This window comes from Streptomyces sp. AMJ-169, from assembly GCF_055597585.1.
Genome location: NZ_JBVLTJ010000019.1, coordinates 59,187 through 76,255, shown reverse-complemented (window position 1 = coordinate 76,255; position 17,069 = coordinate 59,187). Strand labels below are relative to the sequence as shown.

Genomic DNA, 17,069 nt, shown 5'->3' with positions numbered 1-17,069 from the left:
AACGGAGGCGGCCATGGGCGCAGACCCTCCCAGTCCGAGCAGCCGCCTCGCAGGCGCTCGCTGACTTCTCCCGGATGCGAGGGGTGCCCCCTAGGGGCACGCCCCCAAGGGTGGCCCCTTAAGGGACGGCTCCCCTAAGGGACAGCTCCCCTAAGGGACGGCTCCCCTAAGGGCACCCTCCCTGGGGACGGCCCCCTTAAGGGCGACTCCCTAAGGGACCGCTCCCCTAAGGGATGGCCCCCTAAGGAACAGCCCCCTAGGTGACACCCCCGCACCCCTCCCCTTCCCCTCCCCTCACCTTCCCCTGCCACACCCCCATGCTGCCCGGGTGACCTCCCCCCGCCGTCGGCGCGTCCGCCGCGATCGGGGCGGTTCGGCGTGCCCAGAGTGTGGGCGGAGGTCCCGTGATGTCGTTCCGTACCCGCTTCCCCCAGTTCTCCGGCCCGTCCCGGCTGCCCCGCCCCACATGGGTGGACGCGGCCGTCGCGGCGGCCGTACTCGTCCTGCTGTACGTCGTGCTGCGCGTCGGGCACGGCACGACGGTCGCGTTCAACGTGCACGTCAACACGCACGTCGACACCGACCCGTCCCAACTCCCGTACGACGCCGCGAGATCGCTGCTGCGGATGTTCGTGGCGCTGGCCCTGTCGGTCGTCTTCACCTTCGGCTACGCCTACGCCGCCGCGAAGAGCCGGCGTCTCGAACGGGTGCTGATCCCCGCCCTCGACATCCTCCAGTCGGTCCCGGTGCTGGGCTTCCTGACCGTCGCCGTCACCGGGTTCATCGCCCTGTTCCCGGGCTCGATGCTGGGCCTGGAGTGCGCGTCGATCTTCGCCATCTTCACCTCGCAGGCGTGGAACATGACGTTCGGCTTCTACTACTCCCTGACCTCGCTGCCCCGCGAACTCGACGAGCTCTCACGGTCGTTCGGGTTCACGCGGTGGATGCGGTTCTGGAAGGTCGAGGTGCCGGCCGGCATGATCGGGCTGGTCTGGAACGGGATGATGAGCTTCGGCGGCGGCTGGTTCTTCCTGGTCGCGTCGGAGGCGATCAGCGTGAACAGCCAGAGCTACGCGCTGCCCGGCGTCGGCTCCTACGCGGGCGCGGCGATCGCGGCCGGCGACCTCGGCAAGGTCGGCTGGGCGATCCTGACCATGGCCGTGATGGTCATCGGCGTCAACTTCCTGTTCTGGCGGCCCCTGACGGCGTGGGCGGAGCGCTTCAAGAACGAGCAGTCCGAGGCGACCGAGGTCCAGCGGTCCGTCGTACTCGACTTCCTGCGCCGGTCCCACTGGCCGCAGTTGGCGGGGCGGGCGCTGCGGCCGGTGGGGCGCGCGCTCGGGCGGGCGGGGCGGATCCTGGGGCGCGACGACCGGCCGCTGACCGTCAGCCCGGGCCGGCGGCGCACCGGCGACGTCGTCTTCACCCTCGTCGCGGGCGGCCTCATCCTGTGGGGTCTCGCCGATCTGGGCGAGTATCTGCACGACCGCACCGGGCTCGGCGTCTTCGGCGAACCCCTCCTGCTCGGGCTCGCGACGCTGGCCCGCGTGATCGCCCTCGTCGCCGTCTCCACCCTCATCTGGGTGCCCGTCGGCGTGAAGATCGGCTTCTCGCCGAGGCTCACCCGCATCGCCCAGCCGGTCGTCCAGGTCCTCGCCTCCTTCCCCGCCAACTTCCTTTTCCCGCTGGCGGTTTGGTTCTTCCTGAAGACCGGCCTGTCCATCAACATCGGCGGCACGCTGCTGATGGCGCTCGGCGCGCAGTGGTACATCCTCTTCAACACCATCGCCGGCGCCATGGCCATCCCCACCGACCTGCGCGAGGCGATGGACGACCTCGGCGTCACCGGCCGCCAGCGCTGGCGCCGCCTGATCATCCCCGGCATCTTCCCGGCGTACGTCACCGGCGGCATCACCGCGTCCGGCGGCGCCTGGAACGCCTCGATCGTCTCCGAGATCGTCACCTTCGGCGGTACGACCCTCACGGCGACCGGCCTCGGCGCGTACATCGCGAAGGCCACCGCCCACGGCGACTACCCGCATCTGCTGGCCGGGGTCGCGGTGATGAGCGTCTACGTCGTCTGCCTCAACCGCCTCTTCTGGCGCCGCCTGTACCGGCTCGCCGAGACCCGGTACTCCCTCTGAACTTGCCGACTTCCGCGTACGACACTGTATTTGGAGCACGTCATGGTGCTGAAGAACCCGCTGCGCGGACTGCGCGCCGCCCGCAACGCCCCCTCGCTCGCCGCCACTCCCCGCTCCGGCCGCCCCGCCGACGGCGAACTCCTGCTGGAGACCGTCGGGTTGACCAAGTCGTACGCGGGCGCCGACGGTGAACTCCCCGTCCTGTCCGGCATCGACCTCCAGGTCCGGGCCGGCGAGGTCGTCGCCCTCCTCGGCCGCTCCGGCTCGGGCAAGTCGACGCTGCTGCGCTGCCTCGCCGGACTCGTACCCGCCAGCTCGGGCACGGTCAGCTACCGGGGCGCCCCGCTCACCGGCGCCAACCCGGGGACGGCGATGGTGTTCCAGACCTTCGCGCTGCTGCCGTGGCTCACGGTCCAGCAGAACGTCGAACTCGGCCTCGAAGCCAAGGGAGTTGGCGCCGAGGAGCGCGCAGAGGCCGCCCGGCAGGCCATCGACCTCATCGGTCTGGACGGCTTCGAGTCCGCGTACCCCAAGGAGTTGTCCGGCGGGATGCGGCAACGCGTGGGATTCGCGCGGGCGTTGGTCGTCGAGCCGGACGTGCTGATGATGGACGAGCCGTTCTCCGCGCTCGACGTGCTGACCGCCGAGAATCTGCGCGGGGAGCTGATGGAGCTGTGGGAGTCGGGGCAGTTCCCGACCCGGGCGATCGTCCTCGTCACGCACAACATCGAGGAGGCCGTCCTGATGGCCGACCGGATCGTCGTCCTGGGGGCTCGCCCCTACGGGATGGTCCGCGAGGTCTTCGAGGTCGGGCTCGACCGGCCGCGCGACCGGGACTCCGACGGCTTCGCCGACCTCATCGACCGGGTGTACCGGACCATGACCGGCCGGCAGAAGGAGGGGCAGGGGCGGGGCCACCATGGGGCGCCGGGGCAGGCCGGGCCTGCGGGGGCGGGGGAGCTGACGGGACTGGAGGGGCTGGAAGGGTTGGAGGGCCTGGAGGGTCTTGAGGGACTTTCGGGGGCCGAGGGGCTGCCGGGGCTCGAGGGGGCGGCCGGGTCCGCCGAGCACGACAAGCGGACGCCCGCCAACACCCCGCTGCCCCCGGCCAGCGTCGACGGGCTCTCGGGCCTCGCCGAGCTGGTCCTGAGCCGGGGCGGGCGCTGCGACCTGCCGGACCTCGCCGACGATCTCGGCCTGGAGGTGGACGACTTCCTCCCCCAGGTGGACGCCCTCGACCTGCTCGGCTTCGCCGTCGTCAGCGGGGACGACCTCCTGCTGACCAAGACGGGCACGGCGTTCGCCGCCGCGGACGTCCAGGAGTCCAAGAAGATCTTCGCTCCGGCGGCGCTCCGGGTCCCGCTGGTCCGCCTGATCACCAACAGCCTCCGCCAGAACCCCGACACGCCGGTCCGGGCAGGCTTCTTCCGCGACCTGCTGGCCCACCACTTCACGAGCGAACAGGTCACCCAGCAGCTGGAGACGGCGACGGACTGGGGCCGGTACGCGGAGCTGTACTCGTACGACGCGGAGCCGGAGGAGTACCGGTTGGACGAGCAGGGGTGGGGGGCTTGAGGGGCGGGGGTGTTGGAGGCGAGGCGTTGGAGGAGCGGGGCCCTTAAGGGTGCGGTCCCTTAGGGGCGGGCCCCGTAAGGGTGCAGTCCCGTAAGGGCAGGTCCCGTAAGGGTGCGGTCCCCTAAGGGCAGGTCCCGTAAGGGTGCGATCCCCTAAGGGCAGGCGCCCTAAGGGACGCTCCCCTAGGGAGTCAGCCCCTTAAGGGACGGCTCCGGAGAGCCCCGCCCCTACGGGTGTGACACCCCGAGCACCCCGCGTCGTACCCCCGCCCGTCCCCGCCCCCGTACCGCCGCCGTCGCCGTCGCCTCCGCAGCCCCCTCTGCCCCAGGTCCCGGCCCCTCCCCCGGCCCGGACGAGGTGTCGTCGGCGTCCGCCACCAGCTGGGCCTCCTCCAGCAGGCCCCGCACCGCAGCCGCCCGGTAATAGATACGCGTGCCCTCGCGGCGCGTCGTGACCAGGCCCGCCGCCCGCAGCTTCGCCAGATGCTGGGACGTGGCGGCGACATGCGCGCCGAGGATGCGCGCCAGCTCGCTCACCGGGAGTTCGCGGCCGTCGAGGGCCCACAGCAGGCGGTAGCGCGAGGGGTCGGCGGCAGCCTTCAGCACGGCCACCGCCCGATCCGCGGCTGCCGAGTCCCAGGCCGACTCCCACACCTCTTGTTGCGCATCCATGCAACTAGGGTACCTAGCGAGAACCCCTAGGTCCCAGCCCCGAGCCCACCCCACGCACCCCTAATACTCACCCCATGACCACCGAGCACCCCGACGGCGCCCTTTACGGTCCCGACGCCCCCGACCTCCCCGCCCTCCTGCGCACCCTCCGCGTCTGGTCCCCGGAAGCGACGGCCCTCCCGCCCCTGGACCCGGACGCCGCCCCGGAGACCCCCCTCCCCCTCTTCACCACCTGGTTCGCCGAGGCGGTCGCCGCAGGTGAGAGGGAACCGCACACCGTCTCCCTCGCCACCACGGACGCGGACGGCACCCCGGACGTCCGCGTCGTCATGCTGCACGGCGCCGACGAGGCGCACGGATGGTCGTTCGCCACCCACTCCACCAGCCGCAAGGGCAGGCAGCTGGACCGACTCCCGTACGCGGCGATGGTGTTCTACTGGCCGGCGCTGGGCCGCCAGGTCCGCCTCCGGGGCCGGGTGACGACCGCCCCGCCCGCCGAGTCGCAGGCGGACCTGCACGCCCGCTCGACCGGCGCCCTGGCCGCCGCCCTCACCGGCGCCCAGAGCCAACCCCTGGGCTCCCTGGCCGAGTTGGCGGCAGCATCCGAGTCCGCGTGGGAACGGGCGGCACGCGAGCCCGACGCCCCCGCACCGACCTGGACCCTCTACCAACTGGCCCCGGACACCGTCGAGTTCTTCCAGGGCGACGAGCGGCGCAGACACGTACGGCTGGAGTACCGCCGTACGGAAGGGAGTTGGACGAAGACTCTCCTGTGGCCGTGACAGCCCCTCCTGTGGCCGTGAGCCACGCCCCTACCGCTTCCCCCGGTCCCGCTCCTGCTCCCGCTCCCGCGCGATCCGCTTCGCGATCCGTTCCGCGTCCAGCGCGACCTCGCGGAACGTGCCGCTGATCGGGGTGACGAAGCCGGTGAAGTACAGCCCGGCCGCGTTCTTGGGCGCGCGGGGGCCGTTGACGACCGGGAGGCCGTCCGCGCGCAGCACGCCGAGGTGGCCGACGAGCTCTTCGAGGGCGCGGACGTAGCCGGTCGCGGCGATGACGGCGTCGACCTTGATCCGGCTGCCGTCGGCGAGGAGGACGTCCCCGGCGGCGAACCCCTCGACGGCGGCGACGACTTCGACGCGTCTCTTGCGGATCGCGCTGATGAGGCCGACGTCCTGGACGGGGATCGCGCCGGCCTTGGCGCGGCTGTACAGACCGGTGCCGGGGCGGGGCAGGCCGTGCGCGGAGAGGTCGGGGACGCTGATCCTGGCGATCGGGCGGGCCAGCCGGTCGACGAGGAAGGCCGGCAGGCGTCGTACGAGGATGCCCGTGTACTGGGCGGCCCAGCCGGCGGTGGAGCGGCGGACGATGTGGGGGGCGGTGCGGACGGCGAGGCGGACGCGGGCGGCGCCGTTCTCGACGAGGTCCACGGCGATCTCGGCGCCGGTGTTGCCGACGCCGACGACGAGGACGTCCTTCGCCTTGTACGGGGCGCCGTTGCGGTACTCGACGGCGTGGGTGAGGCGGCCGGGGTACTCGGGCCTGCCGGGCCAGTCGGGGACGTACGCGGTGTGGTTGTAGCCGGTTGCCACGACGACCGCCGCGCCGGTCAACTCCCGTCCCCCGGTGGCGTGCAGGAGCCAGCCGGTGCCGTCGGGGGTGCGTTCGACGCGGGAGACCTCGACGCCGGTGACGATCTCCAGCTCGTGGTGCTCGGCGTACTTCTCCAGGTAGCGCACGACGTCCGCGCGGGCCGGCCAGCGGCCGAAGCGGCGCGGCATGGCGAGCCCGGGGAGCGCGGAAAGGCGCCGGGTCGTGTGCAGATGCAGACGGTCGTAATGCCGCCGCCAGGAGGCCCCGACGCGGTTCTCCCGCTCCAGTACGACGGCCCTGACGCCCCGCTCCCGCAGCGCGTACGCCGCGGCGAGCCCGCCGGGGCCGCCGCCGATGACGTAGACCGGGCGGTCGGCTGCGGGGGGCGCGGGGGGCAAGGGCTGTATCGCCGCTGTGGGTTCGCTGGGCTGTGGCATAGCCGCGAGAATAAGTGATGACCGCCCGCACATGAGTGGTGACCGGTGCCATATGACGGGAGGCACCGGTCACCACGTTCGGGGGCGGGCGCCGGTCGTGCGCCCGATTTGCTACCGCTTACTTGCTCTTGTACCCGGTGACCTTGCCGATCCAGGTGATGAAGTCGCCCGGGTCGGTGTTCGCGCCGTGGCCCTCGTCCCAGTAGTACTTGTGGTTGACGTCGTCACCGAGGCCGTACGCGGCGGCGGCGAGGTTGGCGGAGACCGTGAGGGCGGTGTCCGAGTCCTTGGTGCCGAGCCGGATCCACCAGTGCTTCGTACGGGCGGAGTTGGGCTGTTCGGTGAGGAACGGCATCGGGTTCATCAGGTGCAGCAGCTCGGGGATGTCGCTGGCAACGCGCTTGCCGGCCAGGCCTGTTGTGTCGTTCTTCGCGCCGAACTCGGTGAAGTGGCGGGAGAGGGTGGTGCCCTTGCCGAAGAGGTTGTTCTCGCCGGCCGACAGGTCGAAGGCGTCGAAGGCCGGGACGCTCTTCTTGCGGGCGCCGACGTGGGTGAGGAAGCCGGCCCAGGAGAAGGTCGCCTTGCCGCCCTTGAAGGTGATGAAGGAGTTGGCGGTGAGGTAGGCCGTACGCGCCGTCTGGGAAAGGGAGTTGAGGTACGTCGTCGCCGACGGCTCCAGGTACTGCTTCACCAAGTAGGCGTCGAGATTACGGGCGTTGAGGGCGCCGAAGCCGCCGAGGCCCTTCAGCTTCAGGCCCGCCTGGTACTGCGCGAACTGCGCCTGGAGTTCCTTGGAGACGGTCTGGTCGACCTTGGCGCCCGAACTCGTCGCGTTGGCGCCCCAGTTCCACTCGTACGCGCCGTCCGCGTGCTCCAGGTCGGTGATCGGGCACCACGCGCCGGTCGCGAAGATCGCGTCGCTCGCGTCGGCCGCGCCGAGTTCCTTGAGGTACGTGGCGTAGAGCGGGCTGTCGCCGGACGCACCGAGCAGCGCCGACAGCGCGCCGCCCGCGCTGGTCCCGGCCGACACGATCCGGTCCGTGTTCCCGGGGATACGGCCCTTGTTGGCGCGCACGTACCGCACGGCCGCCTTCAGGTCGACGATCGCCGCCGGGGCGACGCCGTAATACTCGCCCGCCGAGTTCTTCAGCGTACGGCCGCGCGCGCCGGGCTCGACGATCACGAACCCGGCGGCCAGGGCGAGGAGTTGGTTGCTGTCGAGCGCGCCGCCGGTGGCGTTGGTGTTGCCGTTGGCACCCGGGGCGGAGGGGGCCGCGCCGCCGGAGGGCGCGCCGCTCGGGGCGCCGCCGCCACCGGCCGTGCCGCCCCCGCCGACGCCGGTCGCGTCCGCGACGGAGGAGGGCATGTAGCCGCCGACCGAGTTCGCGAACAGGATCGGCGCGTTCCTCGCGTCGACCGCCTTGCCGTCGATCTTCACCGGGACGCTGACGTTCAGGCTCTGGTACGTCGCGTCGACCGGCTTGGCGACGTAGGTGAGCGCCTTCCAGAAGTGGTACGTCACCGAGTGCTCGGTGCCCTCGGTGTCGGTGACCGTGGTGGTCAGCTCGGTGTAGGCGGTGGGGTCGAAGGTGAGGCTCGCGTCCGTGGCGGGCTTCGGGGCGGACTTCGAGGAGTCACCGGCCGCGTTCGCGGTGAGCGCGATGCCGCCGGCCGCCGCGGCTCCGGCCACAGCTCCGGCTCCCAGGACGAGCGTCCTGCGCTTCACTGCCCCTGACCTGTGCTTCACGGTGCTGCCTCTCGTCCGGTGCCGGCTCGTCTGCTCTCGCCTGGCCTTGCTCTCGCGAATGAACGTAGGGGTCGGGCGACAAAATCGTCAACAATATGGGTGGCATTCACGGGGGACGCACAGATTCATGGTGGAGGCACAGGTTCGGTTCGGCCACACGAGGGGGCGGGGCCCTTGCCAAATCCACCCCCGTCCGCTGAACTGACGTACCGTCAGAAACCAGCGGCGGGGAGTCACATGGACACGGTCTGGCTCGGTGGGGCGGAGTGGCTGGCGGTGCTGCGGATCGGGCTCGGGCTGTGGTGGCTGGAGAGCTGGCGGCACAAGGACAAGAAGACGTGGTTCGAGGGGGCCGGCATCCGCTGGGCGGCCGGCGTCGCCGAAAAGCACCGCTGGGGCGTCGTACGCAACGGCTTCCGGGCGGCCGTCGTACCCCGGCCGCGGCTCATGGCGTACATCGTCGCCTATGCCGAGCTTGCCCTCGGGCTCGGGCTCATCCTCGGGGTGCTGACGCCGGTCGCGCTGGTCGGGGGGCTGCTGCTCAACGTCCTGTACTTCGTGCTCATGATCCATGACTGGGGTGAGCAGGGGCAGAACTCGATGATGGCGCTGATCTCGGTGGTCGCGCTGTTCGGGATGGCGTGGCAGGTGTGGTCGGTGGACAGCTGGGCGGGGTGGTTCTGATGCGGTACGACGTGCCCGAGGAGGACGCCTTCACGCGGCCGTACTGGGCGGCCGCCCGGGAGGGGCGGTTGCTGATCCGGCGGTGCGGGGGGTGCGGGCGGGCGCATCACTATCCGCGGGAGTTCTGTCCGCGGTGCTGGGGGGAGGACGTGTGGTGGGAGGAGGCGTGCGGGAGGGGGTGGGTGTACACGTGGTCGGTGGTGCATCGCAATGATCTGGAGCCGTTCGGGGGGCGGTGTCCTTATGTGGTGGGGGTGGTGGAGTTGGAGGAGGGGCCTCGGGTGGTGACGGAGCTGGTGGGGTTCGGGGAAGGGGGGGTGGGGGCGCGGGAGTTGGGGGCGGGGGTTGAGGTGGTGGTGGGGGTTCGGGAGGGGGTTTTGGTGTTTGGGCCGGTGGGGGTGGGGGCGGTGGGGTTGGGGGTGGGGGCTGCTGAGGAGGGGGTGGCGGAGTTGGGGGCGGGGGAGTTGGGGGCGGGGGGCGCTGAGGAGGGGGCGTCTGATGTGGGTGCCGTTTGACGGGGGGTGCGGGCTGAGGTGGGGCGTGCATTCTGACGTGGGGCGCGGGCTGAGGTGGGGTGCGCGGTCTGGCGTGAGGCGCGCCTTCTGGTGCCGGGCGCGGGCTGAGGTGGGGCGCGCCTTCTGACGCGGGGCGCGGGTCTGACGCGGGGTGCGCGGGCTGACGCGAGGCGCGCCTTCTGATGCCGGGCGCGGGCTGACACGGGGCGCGCCTTCTGACGCGGGGCGCGGGTCTGACGCGAGGCGCACGGTCTGACGCGGGGCGCGCGCTCCGACGCCGGGCGCGCCGGGAAATCGGGCTGACCGCAGGGCCGGCTGCGGCTTCAATGTCGGCATGAACTCGACAGCCATCCCGTACCCCGACCCCGCCCCCCAGGGGCACGGCCTCGCCCTCCTCCCCTGGGACCCCGACGCCCCTGACCAGGCGAAAGCGTGGCTGCGCGGGCTGCGGGACGAGGAGTTCCGGCGCTGGAACACCCCGCTGAGACCGGTCGACGACCTCGACAGCGCCCGCGTCTCGATGCGGGCCAAGCTGGCGGAGGTCGAGGCGGGGACCGGTATGTCGTTCCGCGTGACCGACGCCGCGAGCGGGGAGACGCTCGGCCAGATGGCGGTCCAGTTCATCGACCGCGTCACGCGCTGCGCCCGCGTCGCCTACTGGGTCCTGCCCGAACACCGGGGCCGCGGCATCGCCTCCGCCGCCCTAGCCCTCGGCTCCCGCTGGGCCTTCACCGAACTGGGCATGCACAGGCTGGAGTTGGGCCACGCGATCGGCAACGAAGGGTCCTGCCGGGTCGCCGCGCGCTGCGGGTACCCGTACGAAGGAACCCTCCGCGACGCCCTGTTCGCGGCCGGCCGCCACGACACCTTCCGCGACATCCACCTGCACGCCCGCCTGTCGACGGACCCGGAGCTGGAGTGGGGGGCCAAGTGAGCGGGGCCGAGTGGAAGTTGACGGGGGAGCTGTCCGAATTCCTGGGGTGGGCGGGGGAGTTCCTGCGTACGGAGCCGGCTCTGCACACCGTTCTGCTGACGGTGACAGAGAATCTGCGGACGCAGGGGGTGGGGTTGTACGGGGAGGGGGTGGCGTTGTTCGGGGTGCTTGAGGGGGTTGGGGGCGGAGTTGGAGGGCGAGCCGGAGTCGGGAGCGCGGCCGGAGTCGGTGGCGGGGCCGGGCGCGAGGTCAGGGCCGCTCTCCTGCACACCCCGCCCTATCAGCTGAACGTCACCCCGCTCGGGAGGTCGGCTGCCGCTGGGGCGGAGACCGATGCCGAAACGTCCGCCGAAGCCGAGGCGTTGGTCGAGGCGCTGTTGGAGCGGGGGCACCAGGTCTCCGGAGTGTCGTCGGCCACCGGAACGTCGACCGCGATCGCCGAGGCATGGCGGCGCGCGACCGGCGGTACGTTCTCCCTGCACCGACGCGAACGCCTGTACCGACTGGGCGAGTTGACCGTACCCACCCCCACCCCACCGGGCCGCCCCCGCCCGGCACGCCCAACGGACCGCGACCAACTCCTCACCTGGATAGGCGAGTTCACGAACGAGGTCGGCGTACTCGGCGCCGGCCCGGGCCCCGCCCTGGTGAACGCGCGGATCGCCTCCGGCGCGTACACCCTCTGGGAGACCCCGGCCGGCGAGCCGGTCTCGCTGGCGGGGGTGACGGCGGTGGTGGCCGGGCAGATCCGGATCGCGACCGTCTACACACCGCGCGAGCACCGGGGAAAGGGCTACGCGGGCGCGGTCACGGCGGAGGCAAGCCGCCGCGCGCGGGCGTCCGACGGGGTCCAAGAGGTGCTGCTCTTCACGGACTTGGCGAACCGGACGAGCAACGCGCTGTATCAGCGGCTCGGGTACCGAGCGGTGGAGGACTTCACCGTGTACGACTTCACGGGGTGAGCGCCTCGCGGGCTGAGCGGCGTACGCATGGCGGCGCGCGCCCTCCCCCGACCCCCCTCCCAACCTTTCACCGCAACCCCATTCCTGACGAACCGTCAGTTCTGTAATCTGACAGTGCGTCAGCTATGGCGCCCATGTTCTGTCACACAGGAGCGGGCGGACCGATGCTTGGATCAACCCATGGCACCCTCACCACCGGCTCCCGCCGGGCCCGGGTCATCGCGTGCGGCGAACAGCCGGGCCCCGCGGTGCACGGACGTCCGGCCGACACGGAGGGACTGGACGTCAGCGGACGGCCACTGTACGCCGACGTACCCGACCTGGAGCGGTTCTTCCGGCCGGAATCAGTCGCGGTGGTCGGCGCCTCGGACGCCGAGGGCCGGCCGAACACCGGGATCACCAGGCAACTGCTGGCCTGGTCGAAGCGGGTGGGGGCCCGGCTGCACCCGGTGCACCCCACCCGCCCCGCCGTCTTCGGCCTGCCCTGCGTCCCGAGCGTGGCCGACCTGCCCGAACAGGTCGACCTGGCCGTCCTGTTGGTGGCCGACCCGCTCCCGCTGATCGGCCAACTCGCCGAGAAGAAGGTGAAGTTCGCGGTCGCCTTCGCCTCCGGCTTCGCCGAGACCGGACCGGAGGGCGCCGCCGCACAGGCCCGGCTGACGGCGGCGGTCGAGCGCGCCGGCCTCAGACTGCTCGGCCCGAACACCAACCTCAACGCCTTCGAGGAGTTCCGCACCGACCTCGAAGGCCCGGCGATCGCCCTGATCACCCAGTCCGGACACCAGGGCCGCCCGGTCTTCGCCCTCCAGGAACTGGGCGTACGCCTCTCCCACTGGGCCCCGACCGGCAACGAAGCCGACCTGGAGACAGCCGACTTCATCTCGTACTTCGCCGAACGCCCGGAGACCGGCGCGATCGCCGCCTACGTCGAGGGCCTGAAGGACGGCCGCGCCTTCCTCCTCGCCGCCGACCGCGCGGCCCGCCGCGGCGTCCCGGTGGTGGCCGTCAAAGTCGGCCGCACAGAGGCGGGTTCGCGCACGGCGGCCTCCCACACCGGCAAACTCACCGGCGCGGACGACGTAGTTGACGCGGCGATGCGCCAGTACGGCGTGATCCGCGTCGACGCCCTCGACGAACTCCAGGACACCGCAACCCTGTTGGCGCGCGCCAAGCCGCCCCTCGCCGACGGCGTCGCCGTGTACGCGATCTCCGGCGGCACCGGCGCCCACGTGGCCGACCTCGCGACGGCGGCGGGCCTGCGGCTGCCGGCTCTCGACGCCGCCAAGCAGGCCGAACTGCACCAGTGGATACCGGAGTTCCTCAGCGTCGCGAACCCCATCGACAACGGCGGCCACCCGGTCGGCGACCACCGGGGCCGCAGAATCATCGACGCGATCCTCGCCGACCCGGCCGTAGGCGTCCTCGTCTGCCCGATCACGGGCCCGTTCCCGCCGCTCAGCGACCGCCTGGTCGGCGATCTCGTGGCCGCCGCGGAGGAGACGGACAAGCTGGTGTGCGTGGTGTGGGGCTCACCGGTGGGGACCGAACAGGCTTACCGGGAAGTTCTGTTGGGCTCCCGGCGGGTGGCGACGTTCCGTACGGTCCCGGGCTGCCTGAAGGCTGTGAAGGCCTACTTGGACCACCACACCTTCATCCGGGACTATCGCTCCCCCTTCGACCGCGCCCCCCGCACCCCCTCCCCCTCCTTCCGCAAGGCCCGCGAACTGATGCGCTCCGGCGAGCAGTTGAGCGAGCACGCGGCCAAGCAGCTGCTGCGCGCGTACGGCATCCGGGTGCCGCGCGAGCAGCTGGTCACCAGCGCCGCCGGTGCCGTACGGGCGGCGAGCCTCGTCGGCTATCCGGTGGTGATGAAGGCCTCCGGCGCCCGGATCGCGCACAAGACCGAGCTGGGCCTGGTGAAGGTCGGCCTCACCTCGGCGAGCCAAGTCCGCGACGCCTACCGTGAGTTGACCGACATCGCGCGGTACGAGGAAGTCGCCCTGGACGGCGTCCTCGTCTGCCAGATGGTCGAGCGGGGCGTCGAGATGGTCGTAGGCATGAGCCACGACACCCTCTTCGGGCCGACCGTCACCGCCGGGCTCGGCGGGGTCCTGGTCGAGGTGCTGCGCGACACCGCCGTCCGCGTGCCGCCGTTCGGGGAGGAGCAAGTGCGGGACATGCTGGGGGAGTTGCGGGGGCGGGCGCTGCTGGAGGGGGTGCGGGGGCGGCCGGCGGCGGATGTGGACGCGTTGGTGGAGACGATTCTCCGGGTGCAGCGGATGGCGCTCGAACTCTCCGGTGAACTCGCGGAGTTGGACATCAATCCGCTGATCGTGCTGCCTAGGGGGCAGGGGGCGGTGGCGTTGGACGCGTTGGCGGTGTGCCGGTGAAGGAGCTGCTGCGGCGGGCCGAGGGCGGGGTCATGTATCTGACGCTCAACCGTCCGGAGACATTGAATGCGCTGACGCCTGGCCAACGGGACGTGCTGGTAGGGCTGTTGGAGGAGGCTTCGGGTGATCCGGGCGTGCGGGTGGTGGTGCTCGGCGGGGTGGGGAGGGGGTTTTGTTCGGGGGCGGATCTGAGAGGGGGTGGGAGTGGTGAGGCCGAGCGGGTGGCGGGGGATGTGGCTCGTACGCTCCGGCGGGGTGCCCAGCGGCTGATAGCTGCGGTGCTGGACTGCGAGAAGCCGGTGATCGCGGCGGTGAACGGCACTGCGGCGGGGCTCGGCGCGCATCTGGCGTTCGCCTGCGATCTGGTGCTGGCCGCCGAATCGGCCCGTTTCATCGAGGTGTTCGTCCGCCGGGGCCTGGTCCCCGACGGCGGCGGCGCCTACCTCCTGCCCCGGCTGGTCGGTCCGCGGCGGGCGAAGGAGCTGATGTTCTTCGGCGACGCGCTGACAGCTACGGAGGCGGAACGGCTGGGCCTGGTCAACAGGGTTGTCCCCGATGGGGAGTTGACGAAGACGACCCAGGACTGGGCAACCCGCCTGGCCTGCGGCCCGACCCGCACCCTGGCCCTGACGAAACAGCTCATCAACGCTTCCCTGGACACCGACCGCGCCACCGCCTTCGCAGCCGAGGCCGCCGCCCAGGAGATCAACATGACGACGGCGGACGCGAGGGAGGGGGTACGGGCGTTCGTGGAGCGGCGTGGGGCGGAGTTCGGGGGCCGGTGAGGACCGTAGCCTGGGCCGGTGGGCAACACCTTCAACAGCGGTGACGACAGCCTCTACTTGAGCAACGGCGGCACGGCCGTGTTCGCGGTCGGCTTCGACCTGGAGGACATCGACTGGGGCGAGTCACCTCAACAGTGCGCGCGAAACAGGGAGTTCGTCGTACGGGTCACCAACCTGGCCCTGAACAAGCACCGTTGGAACGAGCTGGACTACACCCCGGCTTCCGCCGAGAACCACCTGACCCACTTCAAAGCAATGCTGACCACCCACACCCCAACTCCCCGCACCGACACCACCTTCCCCACCCAAACCCAAGCAACCACAGCCTCCTGCACCCGCCACCGCGTACTCAGCGCGCTGCCGTATTGGGAGGGGTGTGTGTTCTGTACGGGTGGATAGCGCCGGTTCCTCACAGGGTCAGCCAGCGTGCGTTCTCGAACTCCGCCGGTACCGTCTCCTCCCCCGGATCGATCCCCCGCCGCTCCAACTCGTCGAACCACCGGTCCCGTTGGGACTCGGGAAGGCGTGTCCCGCACCAGGGGCAGAAGCCGATCGTGACGCTCGCCGTGCCGCCGTCGTGGATGATCAGCCCGTACTCCTGGAATTTCGCGCTGAATTCGACCAGCGCGTCGGGGCAGTCGTAGGGATCGGCGTGCAAACCGCAGCGCGCGGCGTTCAGTTGAGCGGTCATGGTCTCGCAGCAGTGTTCGGTCATGTCCCGAGTCCCCCTGCGGCCGACGCCGGGTGCAGGATGCGCAGGTCGCCCGCGTCCGGGTCGCCGAAGCGTACGAACAGTTCGGGCTCCGCAGTCGTCCCGCCGATGACCCAGTACGTGTCCTCCCCGCAGGCGCCGCCGTCGAACCGTACGACCACGCCGTCCCGTTGCTCCGGGCCTTCGGCGCCGTAGTGGTCGTACCGGCCCTCGGTGTCGAGGAACCAGGTGCCGGGGCCGGCGCAGACCTCGTACTCCTTGTCGCTGGACTCGGCGGAGACGTCACGCTCCGCGGGCAGGGCCGTCGCCTCGGCGCGGCCGTCGGGGTGGAGGCGGAGTTCGGCGTGGTCCTCGCCGCGCCAGACGCCGGCGAGGCGGTCGGCGGAGAGCTGCGGGGGCTTGTACTCGGGGAGGAGGCCGTTCGTGTCCAGCACCGCCAGGGCGATGAACGCGCTGAAGAACACGCCGGCCGCCCCCAGCACCGCGCTCCACACGAGGCCCGAGGTGGACCACGCGCGGGCGCGGCGCCGCTGGGCGAGCACCGCGAGGGCGGGCAGGGCGCCAAGTGCCGTGAGCCAGAGGGTGGTTGACAGGTAGGAGGCACCGAGGGTCACCGCCGCGAGCGCCGACCAGAAGGCCGCGATCACCGCCACGGCCGCCAGCTGCCACCCCCACTCCGGGCCACGCCCCTTAAGGGGCCCCTTACGGGTCATGAACCAGGCGAGCGTCCAAGCCGGCCGGCCCAGCAGCACCATCTGCACCAAGCCGATCGCCGGAAGCCAGAACGGGGCGAAGATCAGGACGCAGACGACACCGAAGGCACCGCCGTACCCGCTGCCGCCGTAGTCGTCCTGCCCGGAGACGTCCGCCACCTGTACGACGAGCGCGGCCGGCAACTGCGCCACGGCCGTCGCCACCGCCGCCCTCAGGTCGGCCTGCGTCCAGCTCAGCCGGGCCGCGTTCAGATCCCCCCACTTCATAAGGGGAGCGTAAACAGGGGCGCACGAAGGGGGTTCACCACCCCTTCCTGTCTGACGCTCCGTCAGCTTCAATGGGAACCGTGATGGGACATGCCGGCGCGGCAGCAGCAGCTGTCCGTTATCTGAGGGCCCTTCCCGGTGGCGGGCTGACCGATGATTCTCCGCGCGCGCGGCCTGAGCTGCGGTGCGTCGGGGAGGGGGAGCGGGCGCCGGGTCAGGGGGGTGGGGCGGCGGGGGAGCTTGGGGCCGATGTGGCTGTCGGTGCCGGTGTTGCTGTCGACGCCGGGGGCGCTGTCGGTGCCAGGAACGCTGCCGGTGCCGGTGTTGCTGCCGGTGTCGCTGTCGGCGCGAGCCCCGGCATCGGCCCGGACACCGGGGTCCGCAGCACCGTCGGCACCCGTATCGACACCGGCGTCGACCAAGCCGAGTTCCGCCGCGTGCTCGGGAACTTCGCCACCGGCGTGACCGTTGTGACAGCACCGGCTGTCCCCGGAGAGCCCGGCCCGGCGGGGTTCGCCTGCCAGTCCTTCTCGTCGCTCTCGCTGGACCCGCCGCTGGTGGTCTTCATGGTCGGGCGCACGTCGGCGAGCTGGCCCCGCATCGCCCTCGCCGGCGCCTTCTGCGTCAACGTCCTGGGGCGCGGCCAGGCCGAGCTGTGCCGGGCGTTCGCGCGCAGCGGCGGGGACAAGTTCACCGGCGTCGCGTACGACACCGCGCCCGTCTCCGGCGCCCCCCGCCTCACCGGCGCCCTCGCGTGGGTGGACTGCGCGATCCAGGCCGTCCACACCGGAGGGGACCATCTGATCGTGGTGGGCAGGGTCAACGCGTTGGGGACGGCGGAGGGCGGGGAGGAGAGGAGGGAGGAACAGGCGCCGCTGCTGTTCCACAAGGGGCGCTTTCTGTAGGCCGCGTGGGCTTGTGAGCGGCGCAAGCCTTGTGG

General features: G+C 71.6%; 16 protein-coding genes. 11 read left to right on the top strand and 5 right to left on the bottom strand.

The window, feature by feature from the left end; all coding sequences use genetic code 11:
* The first annotated feature begins 407 nt into the window (after positions 1-407).
* Together ACYUD3_RS34335 and ACYUD3_RS34330 are read left to right on the top strand one after the other, a co-directional pair.
* Positions 408-2,144: an ABC transporter permease gene (locus ACYUD3_RS34335; RefSeq protein ID WP_470978913.1), complete on the top strand. Its 1,737-nt coding sequence runs from the start codon at positions 408-410 to the stop codon at positions 2,142-2,144.
* Between the two features lie 42 nt (positions 2,145-2,186).
* Complete coding sequence (locus ACYUD3_RS34330; RefSeq protein WP_470978911.1) at positions 2,187-3,719, top strand: ABC transporter ATP-binding protein; 1,533 nt, start codon at positions 2,187-2,189, stop codon at positions 3,717-3,719.
* Positions 3,720-3,946: 227 nt separating this feature from the next.
* Here the strand turns inward: ACYUD3_RS34330 and ACYUD3_RS34325 are convergent, their stop codons facing one another.
* Positions 3,947-4,390, bottom strand: a complete 444-nt coding sequence (locus ACYUD3_RS34325; RefSeq protein ID WP_470978909.1) for an ArsR/SmtB family transcription factor — start codon at positions 4,388-4,390, stop codon at positions 3,947-3,949.
* Between the two features lie 74 nt (positions 4,391-4,464).
* Between ACYUD3_RS34325 and ACYUD3_RS34320 the strand changes: the two genes are divergently transcribed.
* Positions 4,465-5,172: a pyridoxine/pyridoxamine 5'-phosphate oxidase gene (locus ACYUD3_RS34320; protein ID WP_470978907.1), complete on the top strand. Its 708-nt coding sequence runs from the start codon at positions 4,465-4,467 to the stop codon at positions 5,170-5,172.
* 30 nt (positions 5,173-5,202) lie between these two features.
* Here the strand turns inward: ACYUD3_RS34320 and ACYUD3_RS34315 are convergent, their stop codons facing one another.
* Together ACYUD3_RS34315 and ACYUD3_RS34310 are read right to left on the bottom strand one after the other, a co-directional pair.
* Positions 5,203-6,420, bottom strand: coding sequence for a flavin-containing monooxygenase (locus ACYUD3_RS34315; protein ID WP_470978904.1), 1,218 nt, complete (start codon positions 6,418-6,420; stop codon positions 5,203-5,205).
* Positions 6,421-6,538: 118 nt separating this feature from the next.
* Entirely contained in the window at positions 6,539-8,146 is a 1,608-nt protein-coding gene (locus ACYUD3_RS34310; RefSeq protein ID WP_470978901.1) for a subtype B tannase, read from the bottom strand.
* Between the two features lie 258 nt (positions 8,147-8,404).
* Between ACYUD3_RS34310 and ACYUD3_RS34305 the strand changes: the two genes are divergently transcribed.
* The 7 genes from ACYUD3_RS34305 to ACYUD3_RS34275 all read left to right on the top strand — a co-directional run bounded on the left by ACYUD3_RS34305 (position 8,405) and on the right by ACYUD3_RS34275 (position 14,836).
* Positions 8,405-8,851: a DoxX family membrane protein gene (locus ACYUD3_RS34305; RefSeq protein WP_470978898.1), complete on the top strand. Its 447-nt coding sequence runs from the start codon at positions 8,405-8,407 to the stop codon at positions 8,849-8,851.
* A complete protein-coding gene (locus ACYUD3_RS34300; protein ID WP_470978895.1) occupies positions 8,851-9,366 on the top strand; it encodes a Zn-ribbon domain-containing OB-fold protein in 516 nt (171 codons plus the stop codon). The genes ACYUD3_RS34305 and ACYUD3_RS34300 overlap by 1 nt, the downstream gene beginning before the upstream one ends.
* 334 nt (positions 9,367-9,700) lie before the next feature.
* Positions 9,701-10,300, top strand: a complete 600-nt coding sequence (locus ACYUD3_RS34295; protein WP_470978892.1) for a GNAT family N-acetyltransferase — start codon at positions 9,701-9,703, stop codon at positions 10,298-10,300.
* Positions 10,297-11,262, top strand: a complete 966-nt coding sequence (locus ACYUD3_RS34290) for a GNAT family N-acetyltransferase (RefSeq protein ID WP_470978889.1) — start codon at positions 10,297-10,299, stop codon at positions 11,260-11,262. The genes ACYUD3_RS34295 and ACYUD3_RS34290 overlap by 4 nt, the downstream gene beginning before the upstream one ends.
* 164 nt (positions 11,263-11,426) lie before the next feature.
* The gene (locus ACYUD3_RS34285) at positions 11,427-13,652 is read left to right on the top strand and encodes an acetate--CoA ligase family protein (protein ID WP_470978886.1); all 2,226 of its coding nucleotides are present in this window, start codon (positions 11,427-11,429) and stop codon (positions 13,650-13,652) included.
* Positions 13,643-14,437 (top strand): enoyl-CoA hydratase/isomerase family protein, encoded by a 795-nt coding sequence (locus ACYUD3_RS34280; protein ID WP_470978884.1) that lies wholly within the window; start codon positions 13,643-13,645, stop codon positions 14,435-14,437. Before ACYUD3_RS34285 ends, ACYUD3_RS34280 begins: the two co-directional genes overlap by 10 nt.
* Positions 14,438-14,455: 18 nt before the next feature.
* Positions 14,456-14,836: a hypothetical protein gene (locus tag ACYUD3_RS34275; RefSeq protein WP_470978882.1), complete on the top strand. Its 381-nt coding sequence runs from the start codon at positions 14,456-14,458 to the stop codon at positions 14,834-14,836.
* A 10-nt stretch (positions 14,837-14,846) separates the two neighbouring features.
* Here the strand turns inward: ACYUD3_RS34275 and ACYUD3_RS34270 are convergent, their stop codons facing one another.
* A complete protein-coding gene (locus tag ACYUD3_RS34270; RefSeq protein ID WP_470978880.1) occupies positions 14,847-15,152 on the bottom strand; it encodes a DUF6980 family protein in 306 nt (101 codons plus the stop codon).
* Entirely contained in the window at positions 15,149-16,129 is a 981-nt protein-coding gene (locus ACYUD3_RS34265) for a hypothetical protein (RefSeq protein WP_470978877.1), read from the bottom strand. The genes ACYUD3_RS34270 and ACYUD3_RS34265 overlap by 4 nt, the downstream gene beginning before the upstream one ends.
* 359 nt (positions 16,130-16,488) lie before the next feature.
* Between ACYUD3_RS34265 and ACYUD3_RS34260 the strand changes: the two genes are divergently transcribed.
* Positions 16,489-17,034 carry a flavin reductase family protein gene (locus ACYUD3_RS34260; RefSeq protein ID WP_470978999.1) on the top strand — a complete coding sequence of 182 codons (546 nt, stop codon included), beginning with the start codon at positions 16,489-16,491 and terminating at the stop codon, positions 17,032-17,034.
* Positions 17,035-17,069: the final 35 nt, after the last annotated feature.

Excerpts from the sequence above, each read along its gene's own strand:
- ACYUD3_RS34335 (WP_470978913.1), top strand. The coding sequence starts at position 408 with ATGTCGTTCCGTACCCGCTTCCCCCAGTTCTCCGGCCCGTCCCGGCTG.
- ACYUD3_RS34330 (WP_470978911.1), top strand. The coding sequence starts at position 2,187 with ATGGTGCTGAAGAACCCGCTGCGCGGACTGCGCGCCGCCCGCAACGCC.
- ACYUD3_RS34325 (WP_470978909.1), bottom strand. The coding sequence starts at position 4,390 with ATGGATGCGCAACAAGAGGTGTGGGAGTCGGCCTGGGACTCGGCAGCC.
- ACYUD3_RS34320 (WP_470978907.1), top strand. The coding sequence starts at position 4,465 with ATGACCACCGAGCACCCCGACGGCGCCCTTTACGGTCCCGACGCCCCC.
- ACYUD3_RS34315 (WP_470978904.1), bottom strand. The coding sequence starts at position 6,420 with ATGCCACAGCCCAGCGAACCCACAGCGGCGATACAGCCCTTGCCCCCC.
- ACYUD3_RS34305 (WP_470978898.1), top strand. The coding sequence starts at position 8,405 with ATGGACACGGTCTGGCTCGGTGGGGCGGAGTGGCTGGCGGTGCTGCGG.
- ACYUD3_RS34300 (WP_470978895.1), top strand. The coding sequence starts at position 8,851 with ATGCGGTACGACGTGCCCGAGGAGGACGCCTTCACGCGGCCGTACTGG.
- ACYUD3_RS34295 (WP_470978892.1), top strand. The coding sequence starts at position 9,701 with ATGAACTCGACAGCCATCCCGTACCCCGACCCCGCCCCCCAGGGGCAC.
- ACYUD3_RS34285 (WP_470978886.1), top strand. The coding sequence starts at position 11,427 with ATGCTTGGATCAACCCATGGCACCCTCACCACCGGCTCCCGCCGGGCC.
- ACYUD3_RS34270 (WP_470978880.1), bottom strand. The coding sequence starts at position 15,152 with ATGACCGAACACTGCTGCGAGACCATGACCGCTCAACTGAACGCCGCG.
- ACYUD3_RS34265 (WP_470978877.1), bottom strand. The coding sequence starts at position 16,129 with ATGAAGTGGGGGGATCTGAACGCGGCCCGGCTGAGCTGGACGCAGGCC.